This window comes from Paraburkholderia sp. BCC1885 (genome assembly GCF_900996235.1).
In the GTDB taxonomy this organism is placed as follows: domain Bacteria; phylum Pseudomonadota; class Gammaproteobacteria; order Burkholderiales; family Burkholderiaceae; genus Paraburkholderia.
Genome location: NZ_CAAJGM010000208.1, coordinates 674,055 through 696,366, shown reverse-complemented (window position 1 = coordinate 696,366; position 22,312 = coordinate 674,055). Strand labels below are relative to the sequence as shown.

At 65.2% G+C, this 22,312-nt stretch carries 21 protein-coding genes and 2 tRNA genes; 8 read left to right on the top strand and 15 right to left on the bottom strand.

What is annotated here, in order from left to right:
• Nucleotides 1–117: 117 nt before the first annotated feature.
• The gene (locus FQ755_RS21745; RefSeq protein WP_144157110.1) at nt 118–336 is read right to left on the bottom strand and encodes an RNA-binding S4 domain-containing protein; all 219 of its coding nucleotides are present in this window, start codon (nt 334–336) and stop codon (nt 118–120) included.
• Nucleotides 337–693: 357 nt separating this feature from the next.
• Between FQ755_RS21745 and FQ755_RS21740 the strand changes: the two genes are divergently transcribed.
• The 3 genes from FQ755_RS21740 to FQ755_RS21730 all read left to right on the top strand — a co-directional run bounded on the left by FQ755_RS21740 (nt 694) and on the right by FQ755_RS21730 (nt 3,799).
• Nucleotides 694–1,107, top strand: a complete 414-nt coding sequence (locus tag FQ755_RS21740; RefSeq protein WP_144156831.1) for a hypothetical protein — start codon at nt 694–696, stop codon at nt 1,105–1,107.
• A gap of 147 nt (nt 1,108–1,254) precedes the next feature.
• On the top strand, nt 1,255–1,506 hold the full coding sequence (locus FQ755_RS21735; protein WP_144156829.1) for a hypothetical protein: 252 nt from the start codon (nt 1,255–1,257) through the stop codon (nt 1,504–1,506).
• A 127-nt stretch (nt 1,507–1,633) separates the two neighbouring features.
• Nucleotides 1,634–3,799 (top strand): ATP-dependent helicase, encoded by a 2,166-nt coding sequence (locus FQ755_RS21730; protein ID WP_144156827.1) that lies wholly within the window; start codon nt 1,634–1,636, stop codon nt 3,797–3,799.
• A 14-nt stretch (nt 3,800–3,813) separates the two neighbouring features.
• On the opposite strand, the gene FQ755_RS21725 is transcribed toward FQ755_RS21730, so the two are convergent.
• From FQ755_RS21725 to fdxA, 8 genes are all read right to left on the bottom strand, one after another.
• Nucleotides 3,814–4,596 (bottom strand): DUF4088 family protein, encoded by a 783-nt coding sequence (locus tag FQ755_RS21725; RefSeq protein WP_144156825.1) that lies wholly within the window; start codon nt 4,594–4,596, stop codon nt 3,814–3,816.
• 276 nt (nt 4,597–4,872) lie between these two features.
• Complete coding sequence (locus FQ755_RS21720) at nt 4,873–5,196, bottom strand: AzlD domain-containing protein (protein WP_144157108.1); 324 nt, start codon at nt 5,194–5,196, stop codon at nt 4,873–4,875.
• The gene (locus tag FQ755_RS21715) at nt 5,196–5,864 is read right to left on the bottom strand and encodes an AzlC family ABC transporter permease (RefSeq protein ID WP_144157106.1); all 669 of its coding nucleotides are present in this window, start codon (nt 5,862–5,864) and stop codon (nt 5,196–5,198) included. Before FQ755_RS21715 ends, FQ755_RS21720 begins: the two co-directional genes overlap by 1 nt.
• 215 nt (nt 5,865–6,079) lie before the next feature.
• Nucleotides 6,080–6,907: a helix-turn-helix transcriptional regulator gene (locus FQ755_RS21710; RefSeq protein WP_144156823.1), complete on the bottom strand. Its 828-nt coding sequence runs from the start codon at nt 6,905–6,907 to the stop codon at nt 6,080–6,082.
• Nucleotides 6,908–6,969: 62 nt separating this feature from the next.
• Entirely contained in the window at nt 6,970–7,452 is a 483-nt protein-coding gene (locus FQ755_RS21705; RefSeq protein ID WP_144156821.1) for a CreA family protein, read from the bottom strand.
• Between the two features lie 179 nt (nt 7,453–7,631).
• Nucleotides 7,632–7,707 (bottom strand) — tRNA-Asn (locus FQ755_RS21700).
• A gap of 59 nt (nt 7,708–7,766) precedes the next feature.
• A tRNA-Asn gene (locus FQ755_RS21695) sits at nt 7,767–7,842 on the bottom strand.
• 133 nt (nt 7,843–7,975) lie between these two features.
• Nucleotides 7,976–8,299 carry a ferredoxin FdxA gene (gene fdxA / locus FQ755_RS21690; RefSeq protein ID WP_090684436.1) on the bottom strand — a complete coding sequence of 108 codons (324 nt, stop codon included), beginning with the start codon at nt 8,297–8,299 and terminating at the stop codon, nt 7,976–7,978.
• Nucleotides 8,300–8,567: 268 nt separating this feature from the next.
• Between fdxA and pncB the strand changes: the two genes are divergently transcribed.
• The 5 genes from pncB to rmuC are packed head-to-tail and all read left to right on the top strand — an operon-like array spanning nt 8,568 to nt 14,426.
• A complete protein-coding gene (gene pncB, locus FQ755_RS21680; RefSeq protein WP_144156819.1) occupies nt 8,568–9,764 on the top strand; it encodes a nicotinate phosphoribosyltransferase in 1,197 nt (398 codons plus the stop codon).
• 19 nt (nt 9,765–9,783) lie between these two features.
• Complete coding sequence (locus FQ755_RS21675; protein ID WP_144156817.1) at nt 9,784–10,446, top strand: lactate utilization protein C; 663 nt, start codon at nt 9,784–9,786, stop codon at nt 10,444–10,446.
• 5 nt (nt 10,447–10,451) lie between these two features.
• Nucleotides 10,452–11,906, top strand: a complete 1,455-nt coding sequence (locus FQ755_RS21670) for a sodium:proton antiporter (protein WP_144156816.1) — start codon at nt 10,452–10,454, stop codon at nt 11,904–11,906.
• A gap of 55 nt (nt 11,907–11,961) precedes the next feature.
• Entirely contained in the window at nt 11,962–12,951 is a 990-nt protein-coding gene (locus FQ755_RS21665) for a 2-hydroxyacid dehydrogenase (protein ID WP_144156814.1), read from the top strand.
• Entirely contained in the window at nt 12,948–14,426 is a 1,479-nt protein-coding gene (gene rmuC / locus FQ755_RS21660; protein WP_144156813.1) for a DNA recombination protein RmuC, read from the top strand. Before FQ755_RS21665 ends, rmuC begins: the two co-directional genes overlap by 4 nt.
• A 102-nt stretch (nt 14,427–14,528) precedes the next feature.
• Here rmuC and FQ755_RS21655 read toward each other — a convergent pair whose 3' ends face one another.
• The 6 genes from FQ755_RS21655 to FQ755_RS21630 form a co-directional block, all read right to left on the bottom strand.
• Nucleotides 14,529–15,029: a GNAT family N-acetyltransferase gene (locus FQ755_RS21655; protein WP_144156812.1), complete on the bottom strand. Its 501-nt coding sequence runs from the start codon at nt 15,027–15,029 to the stop codon at nt 14,529–14,531.
• A complete protein-coding gene (locus tag FQ755_RS21650; protein ID WP_144156811.1) occupies nt 15,029–15,304 on the bottom strand; it encodes a hypothetical protein in 276 nt (91 codons plus the stop codon). Before FQ755_RS21650 ends, FQ755_RS21655 begins: the two co-directional genes overlap by 1 nt.
• Before the next feature lie 63 nt (nt 15,305–15,367).
• Complete coding sequence (gene glp, locus FQ755_RS21645) at nt 15,368–16,663, bottom strand: gephyrin-like molybdotransferase Glp (RefSeq protein WP_144156810.1); 1,296 nt, start codon at nt 16,661–16,663, stop codon at nt 15,368–15,370.
• A 108-nt stretch (nt 16,664–16,771) separates the two neighbouring features.
• Nucleotides 16,772–17,332: a molybdenum cofactor guanylyltransferase MobA gene (gene mobA, locus FQ755_RS21640; RefSeq protein ID WP_260858782.1), complete on the bottom strand. Its 561-nt coding sequence runs from the start codon at nt 17,330–17,332 to the stop codon at nt 16,772–16,774.
• Between the two features lie 78 nt (nt 17,333–17,410).
• Nucleotides 17,411–18,520, bottom strand: a complete 1,110-nt coding sequence (moaA, locus tag FQ755_RS21635) for a GTP 3',8-cyclase MoaA (protein WP_144156808.1) — start codon at nt 18,518–18,520, stop codon at nt 17,411–17,413.
• 166 nt (nt 18,521–18,686) lie between these two features.
• On the bottom strand, nt 18,687–22,061 hold the full coding sequence (locus FQ755_RS21630) for an Rne/Rng family ribonuclease (protein ID WP_144156807.1): 3,375 nt from the start codon (nt 22,059–22,061) through the stop codon (nt 18,687–18,689).
• Nucleotides 22,062–22,312: the final 251 nt, after the last annotated feature.

Genomic DNA, 22,312 nt, shown 5'->3' with positions numbered 1-22,312 from the left:
CGATCTGTAAGCACATTTTTGGTGCGGGTTTTGGGCGCGACCGCGAGGGCAATCGCGGCCACTGCAAGCTATCACCGGCCGTGGCGTGGGACGGCATCCGCGGGCCTTGGGTGGTGGCTAAGCCTCGTGGACCGCAATGCGCGTGTCGCCCAGCAGCACGACCTGCCCCGCGCGGATTTTGCAGGTTTTACGCAGTTCGACCCGGCCGTCGACGGTCACATCGCCCGAGGCAACCATTAATTTCGCGGAGCCGCCGCTGTCGGCAAGGCCCGTTATCTTCAGGAGATTGTGCAGTTCGACATAGTCGCCGGTCAGGGTGAAATCAAGGTTAGGCATGGCGATTGCACTTCGGGTAACGGGGTTCGCATCATAAGTCAGAAGCCGGCACATCGGCCCTGGCAATGCGGACATCGGATAAATGAAAGTAGGTGTCGGGTGATTGTTAGAAAATGAAACGTTCCGTAACAGCGGGCGCTTCTTGAGAACTTCACTCGCAACGGGCTGGTCTGTAGAAAAGCCTGCTGTCTTCGTGCTGTTTTGTGACTTCACTGCCACATGGCTGCATTTGACGGCTGGTGATGACAGACCGGGCAGGCTGCACTGTCAGTGCTGCGGTCGGCGTCCAGTTGCTGTCTGACTGGGGATGGAAGCGCCGACGCCCGCGTCGTAACAACAATTTTAGAGAGGATAACCATGACCCAGATTCGTTCGCTCCTGATCGGTACCGCCCTGAGTGCTTTTGCCGTCACTGGCGCGTTTGCCCAGACCAACGCACAACCGGATGCCGACAACGCTGCGCCGGCCGCCCAGGGCGTGCAGCCCGCGACGCCGGCGCCGCAGCGCCTGACGGCACCGGGATCGACCGATCCGTTGGTGCAAAAGCGCGACGCCGACGCCAAGGCGAATGCTGAATACAGCGCGTCGAAGAAGTCGTCGAAGGCGCAATTGAAGGAACAGCAGGCGGCCGCCAAGTCGAGCTACAAGCAGCAGGTCAAGGACGCCAAGCTCAACAAGAAGGCCGACAAGCAGACGGCCAACAACGAAATGAAGGCGGACATGCAAGGCCAGACGCCGGGTCAGGGCGATCCGTCGGACGCCAAGCATTAATCACTGAAATCTGAGGGCGCCGGACCGTCGTTTCGGGCGGCCTGACCGCCCGGTCGGTGCGCCTTTGCCCGCGCCCCGGCCGGTTCGCCCCGGCTCGATTCGCTTTGACTTGATTTGATTTACCTCGGGCCATCATGGAGGCCATGCATGAACAAGCCTATGAGCAGAATTTACGTGGCGTTGATAGCGGGCTGCCTGTCGTCAGTTGCCCTCGCGCAGGCCGCGGACCCGTCCGCCACGCCGACGCACGCGGACAAGAAGGCCGCCAAGGAACAGTCGAAGGCGGACAAGAAGTCCGATGTCGCTCAGGCCAAGGCCAACAAATCCAAAACCGACGCCCAGACGGATGCCGACAAGGCCGCCGCCGATGCCAAGGAAAAGGACGCGAAGAAGGAATAGGTTTTCGCGCGACCTGAAATTCGCCGGCGAGAAGCGGCCCGTGGTGCTCTAGCACCCGGGCCGCTTTTCTTTTTCGCGCTCCGACTGACGTCAGGCCGAAAAAAGGGCGCTTGTCGTCCCCGGTTGTATGGATATACAGTATGCGACGCCGCGCCCATCCACGACTCCAACCTTCGACCCAAACGTGCTCTCCGTTGCCGACTCCGCGCCGTCCGATACCGCCGCCTGGCTGGCGAAGCTCAATGAGGCGCAGCGCGAAGCCGTCGAATACGGCGCCGGGAACCCCGTCCAGCCGGCCGGCGCCTTGCTGGTCATTGCCGGGGCGGGCTCGGGCAAGACCAACACGCTGGCGCATCGCGTCGCGTATCTGGTGGTCAAGGGCGTCGATCCGCGCCGCATTCTGCTCCTGACCTTTTCGCGCCGGGCCGCCGTCGAAATGACCCGCCGCGTCACGCGCATCGCCGGCGAGGCGCTCGGCGCGCGGGCCGCGGTGGCGCAAGGTCTGACGTGGTCGGGCACGTTTCACGGCATCGGCGCGCGACTGTTGCGCGAGTACGCCGAGCTGATCGGCCTCGCGCCCACCTTCACGATCAACGACCGTGAAGACTCCGCCGACCTGATGAACCTGGTGCGCCACGAACTCGGGCTGTCGGCGAAGGAGCGGCGTTTTCCGGCCAAGGGCACCTGCTTTGCGATCTATTCGCGCGTCGTCAACACCGGCGCGTCGCTCGCGGACGTGCTGGCGAGCGCCTTCCCGTGGTGCCGTGAATGGGAGGCGGACCTGCGCATGCTGTTCGCCACTTACGTGGAGGCCAAGCAGAAGCAGAGCGTGCTCGACTATGACGACCTGCTGCTCTACTGGTCCCTGATGGCCGGCCAGCCCGCGATTGCCGCCGACCTCGCCGGCCGCTTCGATCACGTGCTGGTCGACGAGTATCAGGACACCAACCGCCTGCAGGCGTCGATCCTGCTCGCGCTGAAGCCGGACGGCCGCGGCCTCACCGTGGTGGGCGACGACGCCCAGTCGATCTATTCGTTTCGCGGCGCGACGGTGCGCAACATCCTCGATTTCCCGACGCACTTCAATCCGCCCGCGAAGCAGGTCACGCTTGAGCGCAACTACCGCTCCACGCAGCCGATTCTCGCGGCGTCGAACGCGGTAATCGAACTCGCCAGCGAACGCTTCACCAAAAATCTCTGGACCGACACAGCCTCGGCGCAGCGTCCGCGTCTCGTAAGCGTCGTGGATGAAGCCGAGCAGGCGCGCTACGTGGTCGAACAGGTGCTCGAAGCGCGCGAGGGCGGCATGAAGCTGAAGTCGCAGGCGGTGCTGTTTCGCGCGGCGCACCACAGCGCCGCGCTGGAAGTGGAATTGACCCGGCGCAACATCCCGTTCGTGAAATTCGGCGGCCTCAAGTTTCTCGATTCGGTGCACGTGAAGGACGTGCTGGCGGTGCTGCGCTGGGCGGAAAATCCGCGCGACCGGGTGGCCGGGTTTCGGGTCACGCAGCTTCTACCGGGCGTGGGGCCGGCGACGGCCGCGCGCCTGCTCGACGACATCGCGGCCCGCGCCGCCAATACCATCGAGGCGCTCGCCGCCTTCGTCCCGCCGCCGCGCACCCTTGAAGACTGGCAGCCGTTCGTGGCGCTGATGTCGAGCGTGTGCCGGCGAGGTTCGGCGTGGCCGGCCGAATTCGAGCAGATCCGCCGCTGGTACGAGCCGCATCTCGAGCGCAATCACGAGGACGCCGCCATGCGTCACGCGGATCTGCTGCAGATGGAAAGCATCGCGGCCACCTACGCGTCGCGCGAGCGCTTCCTGACAGAACTGACGCTCGACCCGCCCGATGCCACCAGCGGCGAGTCCGGCGTCCCCTTGCTCGACGAGGACTACCTGATCCTCTCGACGATCCATTCGGCCAAAGGGCAGGAGTGGCGCAATGTGTTCGTGCTGAACGGCGTGGATGGCTGCATCCCGTCGGATCTCGGCACCGGCAGCGAGGCGGAAATCGACGAGGAGCGCCGTCTTCTCTACGTCGCCATGACGCGCGCGAAAGAGGATCTGCACATCGTCGTGCCGCAGCGCTTTTACGTGCATAACCAGACGCAACTGGGCGACCGGCACGTCTGGGCGTCGCGCACGCGTTTTATCCCGGCGCATCTGCTGCCGCTCTTCGACGCCTATGCGTGGCCGCGCATCCCTCAGCCCACCGCGCCGAGCGTAGCGGGACTTGCCGCCGCGGCTCAGGCGAAGCTCGAGATTGCCGCGAAGCTGAAAAGAATGTGGGACTGAGCGCGCGGCGCGGCTTATCGCGCCTGCGGCGGCTGCTGTTGCTGCTGGCGGGTCTGCGTCGGCCGCGGCGGCGGCGTAAAGAACGCGCGCAGCCACGCCGCGAGGCGCGAGAAAATGTCGTAGGGTTCTTCGACGAAGATCTCTGGCTTCAGCAAACGCAGATATTCCATGATCTGCTGCGCTTCCTGCTTCTGGAACGAGCCGTGTGAAATACCCAGACGCAGCAGGCCGCGCAATTCGCCGAGCTTTTCGCGCGCCGTGCTGCCGACGTTCGTCTCGCACGCCACCTTGGCTTCGTAGACCCGCTGCCGCAGCGACTCGACGAGCCGCCACGCCGGGGTCTGCATGGCCTCTTCCAGCGCCTGGATGTCCTGCGCGGCGCTCTTGATCTGCGCGGCGAGCGGGTCGACCAGCGACTCGTCGCCTTCCGATTCCTTGACGATCGCCGCGGCCCAGTCGTGGCACTGCTTGGCGAGTTCCTCAGGCGTCCATTCCGAACGCGACGCAAAGCCGAAGCCGAATTCCGACGCCTGTTGCATCAAAATCGCCACGACATCCGGAAATTCCTTGTCCAGCGTGCGTTTGGCCCACGCATACTGGCCGCCCTGCAACATCCGCTTCACCGCGTGTTCGGTGAGCGGCAGCATGTTGTCGAGCAGCTTGGCGCGCAAAAAATCCTCAAACGACGGCGTGGCAAATTGCGGGTCGAGCTTCAGCGAGACGCGCAAAAAAGCGTCGAAGTCCTTGCGCAAAGTGGCGACGGTTTCGTCTTTGAGTGAAAGGGTGATCTGACCCATGTCTTATCCCGTTTGGTCCTCCCGCGTGACATCGCAAAGCGCCGTCCTCTGCGAACAACTCCTGTGCGAGGGCGGCGTCGATGCCCGACGCGGTTGATCCTGCTTTGTTGCCGCATAACCAGCGGGGATGACTTCCCGACGAGCGGACCTCGACTGCATAACGGCGGATCAGGATAAAACTTGAGGACATGCAAGGCCCGTCCGTCCGCGGAAAACGCTGGATGCGGCGCTGCACAAGGCTGACCGCGCCGCCGGCATGTTTGTAGACAGGGCGCTCTATTTGAGCACGACGCCTTGCCAGACAAAAAACACCGCGAGCCCGAGCGCGATGGTCAGCAGCGGCCGGCGCGTCAGCGCGCTGACCGCGATGGCGGCGAGCGCGCCGGCCAGCTGCGGATTGCGCCAGCTCAGCTCGGCGCCGCCACCGTGCGGCGCGACGGCCATCGGCACGATGATGGCCGTTAGCACCGTCACCGGCACGAAGCCGAGGGCGGTGCGCACGAGCGGCGGAAATACCAGCCGGTCGCCGAGCACGAACACGGCCGCGCGGATGATCCACGTGAGCAGCGCCATGCCGAGTATCAGGACGACGTAGTTCATCATCGTGCCGCCTCCGCCGTGCGCGGCTGACGGCCAGGGCGCGACAGCAGCACGCCGATCGCGACGCCCGCGAACACCGCGCCGAGCAGGCCGAGCTTGTACGGCCATCCTTGCCAGAAAAAGGCCAGCGCGCCGGAGACGACGGCGGCGGCGAGGTAGCGCAGGGCGACCAGTTGCGGCACGACGATCGCAATGAAGGTGGCGACCATTGCAAAATCGAGCCCGAGCGACTGCAGGCCGGGGAACGCCGCGCCGAACAGCAGCCCGGCCAGGGTCCAGATCTGCCAGTTGAGATACATGGCGAGGCCCGCGCCGAGGAAGTAGTATGGGCTCACCGAGCCGGGCGGATGGTGCCGGTAGTGCGCCCAGGCGACCGCGAAGACTTCGTCGGTGAGCACGCCGCCGAGCGCGAGGCGCCAGCGCAGCGGCAGATGCGAGACGTAGGGCGCGAGCGTGGCGCTGTACAGCACGTGCCGCAGATTGACGACGAGGGTGGTGGCCCACACCACGGCAAAGCTCGCATGGCCGGCGATCAGACCGAGCGCGATGAACTGGGCGGAGCCGGCGAAGACGACGAGCGACATCAGTTGTCCGTGCCACAGATGCAGCGGCCCGGAAGTGACGAGGGTGCCGAAGATCACGCCGAACGGCGCCGCGCCGACCATCATGGGGATGATGTCGCGCGCGCCGGCGGTGCCTTCGGTCAAATGAGTCGAGCGGGTCGAACGGGTCGAACGGGTCGAATGGTCGGGATGGGTCAAGCTGGCCTCCTGGGTCCATCGAGCATAGCGATGGCTCGGTGGGAGGGCTTGTACGTTCTTGCGGTGAGGGGCAGCCGCGTCTCGTGTGGCGTGGTGTGGCGGCGGCGCGGGCGGCGTCTCGTTCAGGCCGCCTGCCAGCGGCCCGGCGGCACCCCGAACATGCGCCGGAAGTGCCGCGTGAAGTGGCTCTGATCCGTAAAGCCGCTGGCCGCCGCCACTTCGGTGACCGACACGCCCGCGCGCAACGGCGCCAGCGCCCGTTGCAGACGGACCTGATTGCGCCACGCGTGCGGCGGCATGCCGGTGACCCGCGTAAAGAGCCGCGCCGCGTGAAACGGCGACAATCCCACCGACTCAGCCAGCTCGCCAAGTTGCAGCGGCACGATGAGATCGCCGGTCAGACGCTCTTTCATGGTGGCGACGCGGGCGTCGTCGGTGGCGAGTCGCGCCGGTTTCGTCGGATTGCCGGCGTAGCGGACCAGCAGCGTCGACAGCGCGTCGAGCATGGCGGCTTCCGCCGCGAGCGGATCCGCTTGTGCTTCGAGCAGGCGGTGAGCGCGTGCGAGCCGCTGGGCGAGATCGGCATCGCGGATCACGCCGGGCTCGAACCACGGCAGATCCTGCGGCCGGCCGGCGACATCCGCGGCGAGCTGCTGCATGAAGTCCACCGGCGCATAGAACACACGATAGCGCCAGCCTTCCTCCATGGCCCGCGCGCCGGTATGCAGTTCGCCCGGATTGATGATCGGCACGCTGCCGGCTTCGGCGACGTAGTCCGTGCCGAGATACCGGTAGCCCTCCGCGCCCGCCACGATCACCGGGATCGTGTAGGCGTCGTGCCAGTGCGGCGAGAACTCGTGATCGTGATATTCGGCCGTGAGCAGATCCGCGCCGGGCAAAAGCGGCGTGCGCCAGTAGCGGGCGGAATCGCGAAAACGGGTGACGGTCATGATGAAAGTCCGGCGCGGTCTGCCAGTTTAGCGCCCGCCGCGGCGTCCCGCACAGGCGGCTTTCACTTGACCGGGATGCTCGTGCCGGCAGGCATCGACACTGCCGTCACGCTGTTTTTCGCGCTGCCGCTCGCGACCCGGTCGCTATAGGTCAGATAGACCAGCGTGTTGCGTTTGGCGTCGACCACGCGCACGACGTGCAGCGTCTTGAAGATCAGCGACATGCTCATGGAGAACACATCGGCTTGCTGCTTGAGCGGCTCGGTGAATTTGATTGCGCCCACTTGCCGGCAGGCGATCGACGCCTCGGTCGGATCTTCGGCAATCCCCAGCGTGCCCTTGATGCCGCCCGTGCGCGCCCGCGAGACATAGCAGGTCACACCCTGGACGAGCGGATCGTCGTAGGCCTCGACCACCACGCGGTCGGACCCGGTGAGATGGAAATTGGTGTTGACGCTGGCGACTTCCTCGCTATGGACGAGCGGAGCGAACAGCGCGGTAGCGAGGGTGAGTGTGGAGGCGAGGCACAGCAAGGTGGATTTCATCGGGAGACCGGAATGATCGCGAAGGGAAAGCCCCATCGTATAACGGCAAGCCCCGCCCAGGTGACGCGTGGGGCTCGCAATTCCACGGCGCGCTGGTTTATGTCCGCAGAAACGCGCAGGCAGATCATTTCCGAAACCAAAACAAAAAGGCCCGCACGGATGCGGGCCTTCGAATTTTTTGGCTCCTCGACCTGGGCTCGAACCAGGGACCTACGGATTAACAGTCCGGCGCTCTACCGACTGAGCTATCGAGGAACAGCAGTACAACCTTTACATAAAAAAGCCCGTTTTGGTTAACGGGCCTTTGCAATTTTTGGCTCCCCGACCTGGGCTCGAACCAGGGACCTACGGATTAACAGTCCGGCGCTCTACCGACTGAGCTATCGGGGAACAACAACAGCAGAGAAGCGAAATTGTAGGGGGTGCTCCCGGACCTGTCAAGGCCCCGAACTCATCTCCATTTCATTCGAAGAGGTGAGCCGGAATTTTTGCCCTGACCGGACGGAACACCGCCCATGGCCGCTCAGCGGGCGAGCAGAGCCAGCTTTTCCTTCACGTCCTTGAACTCGTCTGCCTCGGGCAGCGGAGCCTTGGTCTTCGTGATGCTGGGCCAGTTCTTGGCGAGGTCGGCATTCAGCGCGATGAAATCCTGCTGGTCGCCCGGCACGTCTTCTTCAGCGTAAATGGCGTTCACCGGGCATTCGGCGACGCACACTGCACAGTCGATGCATTCGTCGGGGTCGATCGCGAGGAAGTTGGGACCTTCGCGAAAGCAGTCCACCGGGCACACATCGACGCAGTCGGTATAGCGGCACTTGATGCAGCTTTCGGTCACAACGTGAGTCATTCAGGCAGCTCCTGCATGCGGTATCTGGGGAGGCGAAACGCCAAAAGCGCTATTGTAACGTAACGTCAAGTGGCGTATGTAGCGGCGCGCCAACCGGTTTATACGTTTTCGTGATTAGTTTATGGCGCCTCCGGCGGCGAGCCCCGGCCGCGCCGTTCGGCCTGCGCATTCGGGTAACATGCGTCAGGTCGGCACGCGAGGCGTGCCGCAGGCGCATGGGCCAGCCGCCGCGGCCTTCCGTTTTTCCTGCAGTCCGGTTCGCACCATCATGATTATTACTTCGCTGCTCGATACTGATCTCTACAAGTTCACGATGATGCAGGTGGTTCTGCATCATTTTCCCGCTGCGAGCGTGGAATACCGCTTCCGCTGCCGGACGCCGAACGTCGATCTCGTGCCGTATATCGAGGAAATCCGCGAGGAAGTGCGCAAGCTGTGCGAGCTGCGCTTCACGGACGGCGAGCTCGATTATCTGCGGCGCATGCGCTTCATCAAGGGCGACTACATCGAGTTCCTGGCGCTGTTTCATCTGAACGACAAGTACATTTCCATCACGCCTTCGCCCAGGGGCAACGGCGAAATCGACATCGAGATCAAGGGTCCGTGGCTGCATACGATCCTGTTCGAGATCCCGGTGCTGGCGATCGTCAACGAGGTCTACTTTCGCAACACGCAGCGCGAGCCGGCGTATGGCGAAGGCCGCGAGCGTCTCTCGGAAAAGATCAAGCTGCTCGGCGCGCGCCCCGAATTCGCGGACTGCAAGATCGCCGACTACGGCACGCGCCGCCGCTTCTCGAAGCGCTGGCACGAAGAGGTGATCCTGACGCTGAAAGACGACCTCGGCGAACAGTTCACCGGTACCAGCAACGTCTTTTACGCCATGAAGCACGGCCTGACGCCGCTCGGCACGATGGCTCACGAATACCTGCAGGCCTGCCAGGCGCTCGGTCCGCGGCTGCGCGATTCGCAGATCTACGGCTTCGAGATGTGGGCAAAGGAATATCGCGGCGACCTCGGCATCGCGCTCTCGGACGTGTACGGCATGGAAGCGTTCCTGCGCGATTTCGACATGTATTTCTGCAAGCTGTTCGACGGCGCGCGCCACGATTCCGGCGACCCGTTCGAATGGGGCGAACGGCTTCTGCGGCACTATGAAGCCAACCGCTGCGACCCGCGCACCAAGATCCTCGTGTTCTCGGACGCGCTCGATATCCCCAAGGTCCTGCAACTGTACGAACGGTTCCGGGGACGCTGCAAGCTGGCGTTCGGCGTCGGCACCAACCTTACCAACGACCTCGGCTACAACCCGCTGCAGATCGTCATCAAGATGGTTCGCTGCAACGGCCAGCCGGTCGCCAAGCTGTCCGATTCGCCGGGCAAGAACATGTGCGACGACAAGGCGTATCTGGCCTACCTGCGCCAGGTGTTCGGCATCAGGCAGCCGGACGAGGAAGTGTCGAACTAGGCCCAACGGACAAGCGTACATGGATACATCGACCGCCCGCCGCAATATCCTGGCGCGCATCCGCGCGGCGCAGGGACGCGAAGCCGAACCTGCGGCCGCCGAACGCGAGGCCGCCGCCGACTATCTCGCGCGTCATCCGCAAGGTCCGCGGCCGCCTATGCCGGACGACCTCGCCGCGCGCTTTATCGACGAGGCGCAGAAGATGGCGACCAGCGTCGAGAGCGTCGAAACCTTGAGCGAAGTGCCCGCTACGGCGCAGCGCTATCTGACGGAGCACGGCCTGCCGGTGCAGGCGATTGCCTGGCAGACCTTGCAAGAGCTCGACTGGAGCGCCGCAGGCCTCGCGGTCGAATTCCGCAAGCCCGTGGATAGCGACGTGGTCGGCATCACCGGCTGTTTCTGCGCGATTGCGGAGACCGGCACGCTGGCGTTGCTGTCCGGACCCGAAACCTATGCGTCCGCGGGACTGCTGCCGGAAACGCACATCGCGATTGTGCCGGCCTCGCGGATCGTCGCGGGTCACGAAGACGCCTTCGAGCTGATCCGCGCCGAACGCGGCGAACTGCCGCGCGCGGTCAATTTCGTCTCGGGACCGTCGCGTACCGGCGATATCGAGCAGACCATCGTGCTCGGTGCACATGGGCCGTGTCGGGTGCATGCGATCGTCGTGCGCGGCGCGTGAGCCGCATGCGTGATCGTGCCGCAGCGGCGCGCCTCGGGCTCGCCGTCACATCCACACTCGCATGCGCTTTCGCTTTCGCGTTGGCTCTGTGGCCGCAGAGTGCTTCAGCCGCGACGCTGGATGGCGCGAGCCTACCGGCCTGGTGGGGCCTGCCGTTTGCCGGCGTGCTGCTGTCGATCGCGGTGTTTCCGCTCGTCGCGCCAAAATTCTGGCATCACCATTTCGGCAAGATCGCGGCGGCCTGGGGCGCGCTGTTCCTCGTACCGTTTAGCGTCACCTTCGGCGCGGGCGTCGCGGTCGGCAGCTTCGTGCACGCGATGCTCGAAGAGTATGTGCCGTTCATCGTCCTGCTGACCGCGTTGTATACGGTGGCCGGCGGCATCTGCGTGCGCGGCAATCTGCATGGCACGCCGCGCACCAACACCGCGATCATTGCGCTCGGCACCCTGCTGGCCAGCCTGATGGGCACGACCGGCGCGGCCATGCTGCTGATCCGGCCGCTGCTGCGCGCCAACGACAACCGCAAGCACGTCGTGCACGTCGTCGTGTTCTTTATCTTTCTGGTCGCCAATGCGGGCGGTTCGCTGTCGCCGCTCGGCGACCCGCCGCTGTTTCTCGGCTTCCTGAATGGCGTCAGCTTCTTCTGGACCACCACACATCTGGCGCTGCCGATGCTGTTCGTCTGCGGCGTGCTGCTCGTGACGTTTTACGCGCTCGATTCGTACTATTACCATCGCCGTGAAGAAGAGCGCGCGCCGTTGCTCGATCCGACGCCGGATACGCCGCGTCTGGGCATCGACGGCAAGATCAACTTCGTGCTGCTCGGCGTCGTGATCGCGCTGGTGCTGATGAGCGGGCTATGGAAGCCGGGCGTCGAATTCGACCTGTTCGGCACGCACGTCGCATTGCAGAATGCGGCGCGCGATGTGGCGTTGATCGGGGTGACACTGCTATCGCTGGCCGTGACGCCGCGCGCCGCGCGCGTCGGCAATGCCTTCAACTGGGCGCCGATCGAAGAGGTGGCGAAGCTCTTTGCCGGCATCTTCGTGACGATTGCGCCGGTCATCACCATTTTGCGTGCCGGCGATGCGGGCGCTTTCGCCGGCATCGCCCATCTGGTCAACGACGCCGCAGGCCAGCCGCATGACGCGATGTATTTCTGGGCGACCGGTCTCCTCTCATCCTTCCTCGACAACGCCCCGACTTACCTGGTGTTTTTCAACCTGGCCGGCGGCGATGCGCAGAGCCTGATGAGCCACGGCGCCACCACGCTGGCGGCGATCTCGGCCGGCGCGGTCTTCATGGGAGCCAACAGTTATATCGGCAATGCGCCAAACTTCATGGTGAAGGCCATCGCGGAATCGCGCGGCGTGCGCATGCCGAGTTTTTTTGCTTATCTGGGGTGGTCGGTCACGATTCTGGTGCCGGTTTTTCTCGTGACCACCTGGTTGTTCTTTTAGCGGTTGATGATGACGGAGCCGCTGACAGTTCCGTCGCGCTATTCGGAGAATTGCAATGCAGAAGATCCTTGTTGCCCGTCCGATTTTTCCGGATGTAATCGAACGCCTCAAGCAGTATTTCGAGGTCGACTGGAATAACGGCGACGTCCTGTCCGCCGAAGAACTGACGCGCCGTCTCGCCGACAAGGACGGCGCGCTGACCGCCGGCGATCCGGTCGGTGCGGCCGTGCTGGCGGCGGCGCCGCGCCTGCGGGTGGTGTCGAACATGGCGGTTGGCTACAACAACTTCGACATCGCCGCCTTCAACGCGGCCAACGTGCTCGGCACCAATACACCGGACGTGCTCAACGAATCCACCGCCGATTTCGGCTGGGCGCTGATGATGGCGGCCGCGCGTCGCGTCGCCGAATCCGAGCATTGGCTGCGCGCCGGCCAATGGCAGAAGTGGGCCTACGACGCCTTTCTCGGCAGCGACGTGTACGGCTCGACGCTTGGCGTGATCGGCATGGGGCGCATCGGCCAGGCGCTGGCGCGGCGTGCTCGCGGCTTCAACATGCAGGTGATCTATCACAACCGGTCGCGGGTCGCGCCGGAGATCGAGGCGGAACTGAACGCGCAGTATGTGTCGAAGGCGGAGTTGTTAAAGCGCGCCGATCACGTCGTGCTCGTGCTGCCTTATACCCGTGACAACCACCACACGATCGGCGCGGCCGAACTCGCGCAGATGAAGCCCACCGCGACGCTCACCAACATTGCGCGCGGCGGGATCGTCGACGACGCGGCGCTGGTCGACGCTTTGCGTGCCGGACAGATCGCCGCGGCCGGGCTCGATGTCTACGAAGGCGAGCCGAACCTGAATCCGGCGTTGCTCACGGTGCCGAATATCGTGCTGACGCCGCATATCGCGAGCGCCACCGAAGCAACCCGGCGCGCCATGGCCAATCTCGCCGCGGACAATCTGATTGCGGCGCTCGGCGAAGGTCCGAATGCAGGACGCCCGGCGAATCCGGTCAATCCGGAAGTACTCGGCAAGGCCCGCGCATGACGATGATTCTGGCGGCGGCGGTCGCGGTGCTGGCCGCCGCCTTGGTGATTGCCTTGCTGGTGCTGCTGCGCGGCGGCCGCCACGGCGACCTCGAGGCGCAACTCGACGATCTGGGCGACCACCTCGGTTCGACCGCCGAAGCGCAGACGCGCGCCTTCGAGCGGCTCGAACGCGAGTTGCGCAGCGAGATCGAGCAAACCGCGCGCGTCTCCCGTACCGAACTGAACGGCGGCTTCGCGCAGTTTCAACAGACGCTGGCGGCGCAGTTCACCGGCATGGCGACGCTGCAGAACAACAAAATCGACGGCTTCGCGCAGCAACTCGTCAAGCTCACCGAAACGAATGCGCAACAGCTCGAAGCCTCGCGCGAAAGTCTGCAACAGCAGGCCCAACTCGCGCGTGACGAGCAGGGCGGCGCGTTGCGCCATTTCGGCGAGACGCTGACGCTGCAACTGGAACAATTGCGCGAGGCAAACGACCGCCGTTTCGCCGAGGTGCGCGCGACGATCGAGCAGCGTCTGAAGGACATCGAAGCGAACAACTCGACCAAGCTCGAAGAGATGCGCCGCACGGTGGACGAGAAACTGCATGCCACGCTCGAACAGCGGCTGGGCGAATCGTTCAAGCAGGTGTCGGACCGGTTGGAGCAGGTACATCGAGGGCTTGGCGAAATGCAGACGCTCGCCGCCGGCGTGGGCGATCTGAAGAAGGTGCTGACCAACGTCAAGACGCGCGGCACGTGGGGCGAGGTGCAGCTCGAAGCCTTGCTCGAACAGTTGCTGACGGCGGATCAGTACGCGAAGAATGTGGCCACCGTGCCGAAGAGTGGCGATCGCGTCGAATTCGCCATCAAGCTGCCGGGCCGCCAGGATCCGGACGGCACCGCCGTGCCGGTATGGCTGCCGATCGATGCCAAATTTCCGCGCGAGGACTACGAGCGTTTGATCGATGCCCAGGAGCGGGCCGATCCGGTCGCGGTGGAGGACGCGTCGCGGGCGCTGGAAGCGCGGATTCGCGCCGAGGCTCGCACGATTGCCGAGAAGTATGTTTCGCCGCCGCACACCACGGATTTCGCGCTGCTGTTCCTGCCCACCGAGGGGCTCTATGCGGAGATATTGCGCCGGCCGGGGCTCACGGACATGTTGCAGCGCGAATACCGCGTGACGATCGCTGGGCCCACCACGCTTACCGCGCTGCTCAACAGTCTGCAGATGGGCTTTCGCACGCTCGCCATCGAGAAACGCTCGAGCGAAGTCTGGCAGGTGCTGGGTGCGGTGAAGACCGAATTCGGCAAATTCGGCGATGTGCTGGCGAAGACGAAGTCGCAGCTCGAAACGGTGACCCGTTCGATCGAAGCGGCAGAGACGCGCACGCGCATGATGAACCGCAAGCTGCGCGATGTGGAGGCGCTGCCGGGAGAGGCCGCGAGCGGTTTGCTCGGGGACATGCTGCCTGGCGCGGATGCGGACGAATAGACGGCACGCAGATGCACCGGGGCGGGCCGCGTAGCGCCAGCTGGCACCGCCCGCACGAAGCCACGTGTCGCTTTACTGCAGGCCTCTTGACTGGCCGTCACATCATTCGGCGGTTACCGTCGCCGTGCCCGCCAGCTGTTCCAGCGCCTCGCCCGTGATACGCACGACCCGCCAGTCGGACAGCACGGTGGCGCCCATCTTCTCGTAGAAATTGATGGCCGGCTGGTTCCAGTCCAGCACCGTCCATTCGAAGCGGCCGCATTGCCGTTGCACGGCCAGCGCCGCGAGTTCCTTCAGCATCCGCGTACCGAGACCGCTGCCGCGCTGGGTCGGCTGCACGTACAGGTCTTCCAGATACAGCCCGCGCCTGCCGAGGAAGGTCGAGAAATTATGGAAGAACAGCGCATAGCTGACGATGCGGCCATCTTCCTCCTGCGCCACCAGCGCTTCCGACGACGGCCGCGCGCCGAACAGCGCGTCATGCACGCCGGCTTCGGTGGCGACGAACAGATGCGTCAGTTTTTCGAACTCGGCCAGTTCGTACATCAACGCGAAGATGGCGCCGACGTCGGCGGGCGTGGCGGGGCGGATCGTCGCGCTCATTACGCTTCCTCGGGCACGTCGCTCAACTGGATCTCGATGCCGCCGAAACGCGAGGCTACCCAGTTATACGCGTGACAGGCGATCCACAGCAGCACGAAGCCAAGGATCGCATTCAGCAGCAAGGCGCTGAACACCGTGCTCAGTTCGACCGAGCCATAACGGAAAAAAGCCACCAGCACGCCGAGCAGCACGATAGGCACGCTAAAAGTCAGATACACCAGGATCAGCGCTTTGGCGGTCTGTCCCGCCGCGATGAAAGAGATCTGTTTTTTCATGTAGATCAAACCCGTTGGTCGTAGGTAAAGGGTAAGGGGTTGGAAGCGGGCAGCAGGCGCGCGTCAGATCAGGCCGTCGAACAGCATGATATCCACAGTCTCGCCGGCGTCGACGTCGGCGCGCTCATGTTCGAGCACGATAAAACAGTTGGCTTCGCTCATCGAACTGAGGACGCCGGAGCTTTGCGAGCCGGTTGGCATGACATGCCACTGGCCGCGCGCATCGCGCTCGGCGACGCCACGTTGATATTCGGTGCGGCCCGCGCGCTTGCGGATCGTCTCGCGGCTGGCGGCCCGCAGCATCGGAACCGCCTGCGGCGTGGCGCCGGACATGACCAGCAGTGCTTCGCGCACGATCTGATAGAACGTCACCATTACGGCCACCGGATTGCCGGGCAGGCCGAAGAACAGCGCCGGCAGACCGAGCCCCGGACGCTCGCCGGACCAAACGCGGCCAAAGGCAAGCGGCCGGCCGGGACGCATGGCGAGGCTCCAGAACGCGACGTCGCCGAAAGTCTGCAGCAACTGCTGGGTGAAATCCGCTTCGCCGACCGAGACGCCGCCCGAGGTCAGGACCATATCGGCGCTGCCGGCCGCGCTGCGCAGCGCGGCTTCGAGCGCGGCCGGCTGGTCGCGCACCACGCCGAGATCGAGCGTGTCGATATTCATGCGGCGCAGCATGGCAAACAGCGTGTGGCGGTTGCTGTCGTAGACGCAACCGGGTTCGAGCGGCTCGCCGAGCGAGCGCAATTCGTCGCCGGTGGAGAAGAACGCCACCCGCAGACGGCGCCGCACGGGTACTTCCGCAATGCCAAGCGAGGCGATCAGGCCGAGATCCGAGGCGCGCAGGATGCGGCCGGCGCATAGGGCCGAACTGCCACGCGCGAGGTCTTCGCCGGCCAGACGCCGGTTGGCGCCCCCGCGCACGCTGGCGGCGGGGAACTGGATCGACTCGCCGTGGCGCGTCACCTGTTCCTGCGGCACGACTGTGTCGCAACCGGCCGGCATGCTGGCGCCCGTCATGACGCGCACGCATTGCGTGAGCGCGACTGCGCCGGCAAACGGATGACCGGCCAGCGCCTTACCCGCCACCGCGAGTTCGACGACACCCGACCCAGCCGCGAGGGCGGCGCTCTGGAACGCGTAGCCGTCCATGGCCGAGTTGTCGTGCGCGGGCACGTCGCTCGGCGAGACGATGTCCTCGGCCAGCACGCGATCTAGCGCGTCGTGCAGCGGCACGTGTTCGACGGCGGTGACGGGGGAGGCCCACTGCCGCACGATCGCCTGCGCGGCCGAGACCGGCAGCGCTTGAGGATCGTACTGGGCGACGCAACTGGAGAATTCGTTATGCGTGGTCATGAATGGAGGAGCGTCGCGGCCGGATGCGCCCGGCGGGTCCAGCCGCCGGCTTGGCCGGTGGCCGCTGTGCGGCCGGAGCAGGACTACGGCTACGACCTCCGTGACGTCTCAGTGACGCTCGAGGTCGGCGAGTTCTTGCAAAGAATTGATATTGTAAAACGCGCGCTCATCGGGAAAGGCGACTTCCACCGTCTTGTGGCGCGCGTACCACGCGCGCACCTTGCGTTCGCCCGCCTCCAGAAAGGCCGCGAGGTCGTCGGCGAGACTCGTGCGCAATAACGCGAAGACGGGGTGAAGCGAGGTTTGGCCCGCGGCGTCCGTGGTGGTGACGGTGGCGATATCGGCGTTGTGCGCATTGACGGCTTCGGCGAGGCGCGCGGCCAGATCGGCCGGCAGTGCGGGCGAGTCGCATGGCGCGCTCAGCACGAATTCCGTGCGCGCGGCCCGCAAGCCGGCCAGCAAACCCGCGAGCGGCCCGGGAAAGCCGGCCACGGTATCGGCCACAACCGCTGCGCCAAAGGGCGCGCCGAGTCCTGCGTAGACTTCGGCGTTGCGGTTGGCGCTGATCAGTCGCGCGCCGGTTTGGGTGGCGAGGCGTCTCAGGACGTGCACGGCGAGCGGCTCGCCGTGCAATAGTTGCAGCCCTTTGTCGACGCCGCCCATGCGCATGCCGCGACCGCCGGCCAGCACGAGGCCGGTGAGATTCGCCGTCGCGACGGTGCTGGCAGACCTGGTGGACAAGGTGGTCTACCCGCCGATGTACGACATTTCGACCCGGCGCTCGTCCGCCGCATAGAGCGTGGCGGCGCTGCTGCCGCGCAACTCCGAGTAGCGGTCGCGGCGGCCCTGCCAGATGTGGGCGACCGCCGAGCCGATGACAGCGTCGCTCGAACCGTTGCGCAGGAGCGCGCGCAGGTCGTGTCCCGCGGCTGCAAACAGGCACAGGTAGAGCTTGCCTTCCGTCGATAGACGGGCGCGCGTGCAGGTGCCGCAGAACGCCCGCGTGACGCTCGAAATCACGCCGATTTCGCCGCCGCCGTCGACATAGCCCCAGCGCTGCGCGGTTTCGGCGGCACTGTGCGGCTCGAGCGGCACCAGCGGGAAATGTTCGGCGATGCGCGTCACGACTTCGGCGGACGGCATCACCTCGGCCATGTTCCAGCCGTTCGAGGTGCCGACATCCATGTATTCGATAAAGCGCAGCACGCTGCCGGTGCCCTTGAAGTGGCGCGCCATGGGCAGAATTTCCGCGTCGTTGGTGCCGCGCTTGACCACCATGTTGACCTTGACCGGCGTAAGGCCGGCCGCGTGGGCTACTTCGATGCCTTCGAGCACGTCGCCTACCGCGAAATCGGCATCGTTCATGCGGCGAAACAGGGTGTCGTCGATGGCGTCGAGGCTCACTGTCACGCGTGTCAGGCCGGCATCTTTCAGACTGCGAGCTTTGCGGGCCAGCAGCGAGCCATTGGTGGTGAGCGTGAGGTCGAGCGGCCGGCCGTCCGGCGTGGTGAGCCGCGCGAGCCGTTCGATCAGGAATTCGAGGTTTTTGCGCAACAGCGGCTCGCCGCCGGTCAGGCGGATCTTTTCCACGCCATGCGCGACGAACAGGCGCGCCAGCCGCTCGATTTCCTCGAAACTCAGCAGGGCGCTATGCGGCAGGAACGCGTAATCCTTGTCGAACACCGCGCGCGGCATGCAGTAGACACAGCGGAAGTTGCAGCGGTCCGTCACCGAGATGCGCAAATCCCGCAGCGGACGCGACAGGGTGTCGCGCAGCACGCCGCTTGGCGTCTGCACGGGGCCGGAGAAGGCCGGCACCGCGCTGACATCAGCAACAGGGATGATGCGTCGGGACATGGATGGCGGGGCAGCGCTTTTAAGGAGTACAGACTCTCATTCTAGCGGATGGGGGGCGGGGCCATAGTGGAGCGAATGCGCGCCCCAACATAACAAAACAAAAAGCCCGCCGGTTAAGGCGGGCTTTCTGGGTGACGGGGCCATGCAAGCGCCCCGACGCGGCAGCTTACTGCTGATGCTTTGCCGTTTCGACCTGCTGCATCGGCGCGGCATCGACCGGCGGCAGCGGCTTGCGCTCGCGCGGCACGCGGGCCGGCTTCACGGCCTGCGCAGCGGCTTCCTGCGCGGCACGCAGCTTGGACGAGTCGGTGTTGACCCAGACCAGACCAGCGCTTTCCAGCACCGGAGCCAGGGCTTCCGTCGACAGACCGGTGCTGCGCGTTGCCGGTTGCGGGGCCGGAGCCTGTGCCGGCTCGGCAGCTTTTACGGGCGCCGCTGCCGGCTCGGCGACGAACGCCTGCTGCGGGGCGACCGGAGCGGCGGCTTCGGCATGGACCTGCGGTGCGGCTTCGACCACAGGCTGGGCTTCGACCGGAGCCGCGACCTGGACGGCCGGCGCCACCGATGCTGCGTCGCTGACGGGCGCGTGGGCGACCGTCGGCTCGGCGGCCACTACCGGCTCAACTGCAGCCGGTGCCTGCACCGGTGCTTCGACCTTCGCCGCTTCAACCGCTGCGTGCGTGGCTTCGACGAGCGCGGCGGGCGCCGCTTCGATCGCGACCTGCGCGGCAGGAACAAGCTCAGCAGCTGCAGCAGCCGTAGCAACCGGACTCGGCGTCGGTTCAGGTTGCTGCGTGACCACCGGAGCTTCGGCAACGACCGGTTCAGCGGCCGGCGTCGGCACGAAGGCTTCCGCCTTGGCGGCCTGTTCGACAGCCAGAGCCGGGGTTTCGCTGGTGGCGTGCAGTTCGGCGACCACGGCGGTTTCCGTGGCGACAGCGGCGACGACCACTTCGACCGGCGCGGCCTCCGACGATTCGTGACGCGGCTGCTGGGCCGGCGCCTCGCTCACTGCGCTCACCGATTCGTAGTCCGCTTCGGCGCCTTTACCTGCTTCGGCGCTTTCTGCACCCTCCGCACCTTCCGCGCCAACATTGCCGTTCACGCCTTCTTCTTCACGCTCGCGACGACCGCCACGGCGACCGCGACGACGGCGGCGGCGTTCTTCACCCTCGCGCGCCACGGCTTCCTGATCGACCGGTGCGCCACCTTCGACGTTGCCGGGCTGGTTCTGTGTCAGCAGATCCTGGTTTTCGTCCTGACCGACTGCCTCTGCGCCTTCCGGCTGTTGCTTGCGACGCTCGCCACGTTCCGCTCGTTCGCCGCGCTCACGACGTTCGCCGCGTTCCGGGCGTTCGCCGCGCTCGGCGCGCGGTGCGCTTTCTACGGCTTCGCCGCGGTCTGCGCGTTCTTGACCGCGCTCGGCACGGCTTTCGCGGCCTTCGCGCTCGCCGCGCGGTTCACGACCTTCGCGAGGTTCGCGCCCTTCACGCGGCTCACGGTTGCCGCGCGGTTCGCGGACCTCACGAGCTTCGCGGCTCTCACGCGGCTCACGACCCTCGCGGGTTTCACGGCTTTCGCGTCCTTCGCGTTCGTCACGACGCTGCGACGGCTGGGCTTGACGGCCGCCGACCGCCGCACCTTCGCCGCGTGCTGCGCCATCACGGCCGGTTGCGCCGCCACGGCGATTGCGGTTGCGGTCACCGCCGCGCTCGCCGGTACGTTCACCGCGTTCCGGACGATCGCCGCGGGCCGGACGCGCCGTCTTCTCGACAGGCGCCGGAGCGACCGGAGCGGGCGCGGCCGGTGCCACGCCAAACAGGTTCTTCAGCCAGCCGATGAAACCGCCGCCAGCCGGCGTGACCGCGACCGGCGCAGGCGTCGCCTGGACCGCCGGGCGAACCGGTGCGCTCGGCGCCGGCTTCTCAGGCGTGATGCCCTTGACCGCCGCTTCCTGCTTCGGCTTCACTTCCTCGGCACGCTTGCTGTAACCGGTTTCCGATTCCAGTTCGCGGGCCGCTTCTTCGGCCATCTTCCACGAAGCGCGCGGCTCGTCGAGGCGGGCGTCGTCGTGACGCAGGCGTTCGAGCTTGTAATGCGGCGTGTCGAGATGCTTGTTCGGGATCAGGACGACATTGACCTTGAAACGCGACTCGATCTTGTTGATTTCGGCACGCTTCTCGTTCAGCAGGAAGGCGGTCACTTCGACCGGCACCTGGCAATGGATCGCCGCGGTGTTTTCCTTCATCGCTTCTTCCTGAATGATCCGCAGCACTTGCAGCGCGGACGATTCGGTATCGCGGATGTGGCCCGTGCCGTTACAGCGCGGGCAGGTCACGTGGCTGCCTTCCGACAGAGCCGGGCGCAGACGCTGACGGGACAGTTCCATCAGGCCGAAGCGCGAGATCTTGCCCATCTGGACGCGCGCGCGGTCGTGCTTGAGGGCGTCTTTCAGGCGCTGCTCGACTTCGCGCTGGCTTTTGGCCGATTCCATGTCGATGAAGTCGATCACGATCAGGCCGCCCAGGTCGCGCAGACGCAACTGGCGGGCCACTTCGTCGGCGGCTTCGAGGTTGGTGCGCGCGGCGGTTTCCTCGATGTCGGCGCCCTTGGTGGCGCGCGCCGAGTTCACGTCGATGGCGACCAGCGCCTCGGTGTGGTCGATCACGATCGCGCCGCCCGAAGGCAGCGGCACCGTGCGCGAGTACGCCGTTTCGATCTGATGTTCGATCTGGAAGCGCGAGAAAAGCGGCACATCGTCGTGATACCGCTTCACCTTGCCGACATTGTCCGGCATCACGATATCCATGAAGGCGCGAGCCTGGTCATGGATTTCGGTGGTGTCGATCAGGATTTCGCCGATATCCGGCTGGAAATAGTCGCGAATCGCCCGGATCACGAGGCTCGATTCGAGATAAATCAGCATCGGCTGGCCGCTCGAACCGCTTTGCGACGCGGCTTCGATGGCGCGCCACAGTTGCATCAGGTAGTTCAGGTCCCACTGCAGCTCTTCGGCGGAACGGCCAATGCCGGCCGTGCGCGCGATGATGCTCATGCCTTCCGGCAATTGCAGCTGCGCCATGGTTTCGCGCAGTTCCTGGCGATCGTCGCCTTCGATCCGGCGCGACACGCCGCCGCCGCGCGGGTTGTTCGGCATCAGAACCAGATACCGGCCAGCCAGCGAAATGAAGGTGGTGAGGGCCGCGCCCTTGTTGCCGCGCTCTTCCTTTTCGACCTGAACGATCAGTTCCTGACCTTCTTTCAGGGCGTCCTGGATACGGGCGGAACGCATGTCGACGCCGTCACGGAAATACTGGCGGGCGACTTCCTTGAACGGCAGAAAACCGTGACGGTCTTCGCCGTAGTTGACGAAACAGGCTTCGAGCGACGGCTCGATGCGGGTGATGATGCCCTTGTAAATATTGCCTTTGCGCTGTTCGCGCCCGGCGGTTTCGATGTCAATATCGATGAGTTTTTGCCCATCGACGATGGCTACGCGCAGTTCTTCCTGCTGCGTCGCGTTGAACAACATTCGTTTCATTGAACGGCTCCAGAGCGGCTTAGCTTGCCCACGCCTCGCGTTTGTCGGACGCAAAGGACGTTTCAGGGCAGCGGCATGCCGCGCCTTATTGTGTTTTCACAAGCACGCTGGAGCGGGAAAAATGGCGGGGAGAATTGCCTGAGAGGGCCCGGTCCACACATAAAAGGACACGGTGCCGCAGGGCACATGCGAACACGGCTTCAAATAATGACCCGACACGCCGCGGGTTCTGCCGGCTGACCTTGCATCTG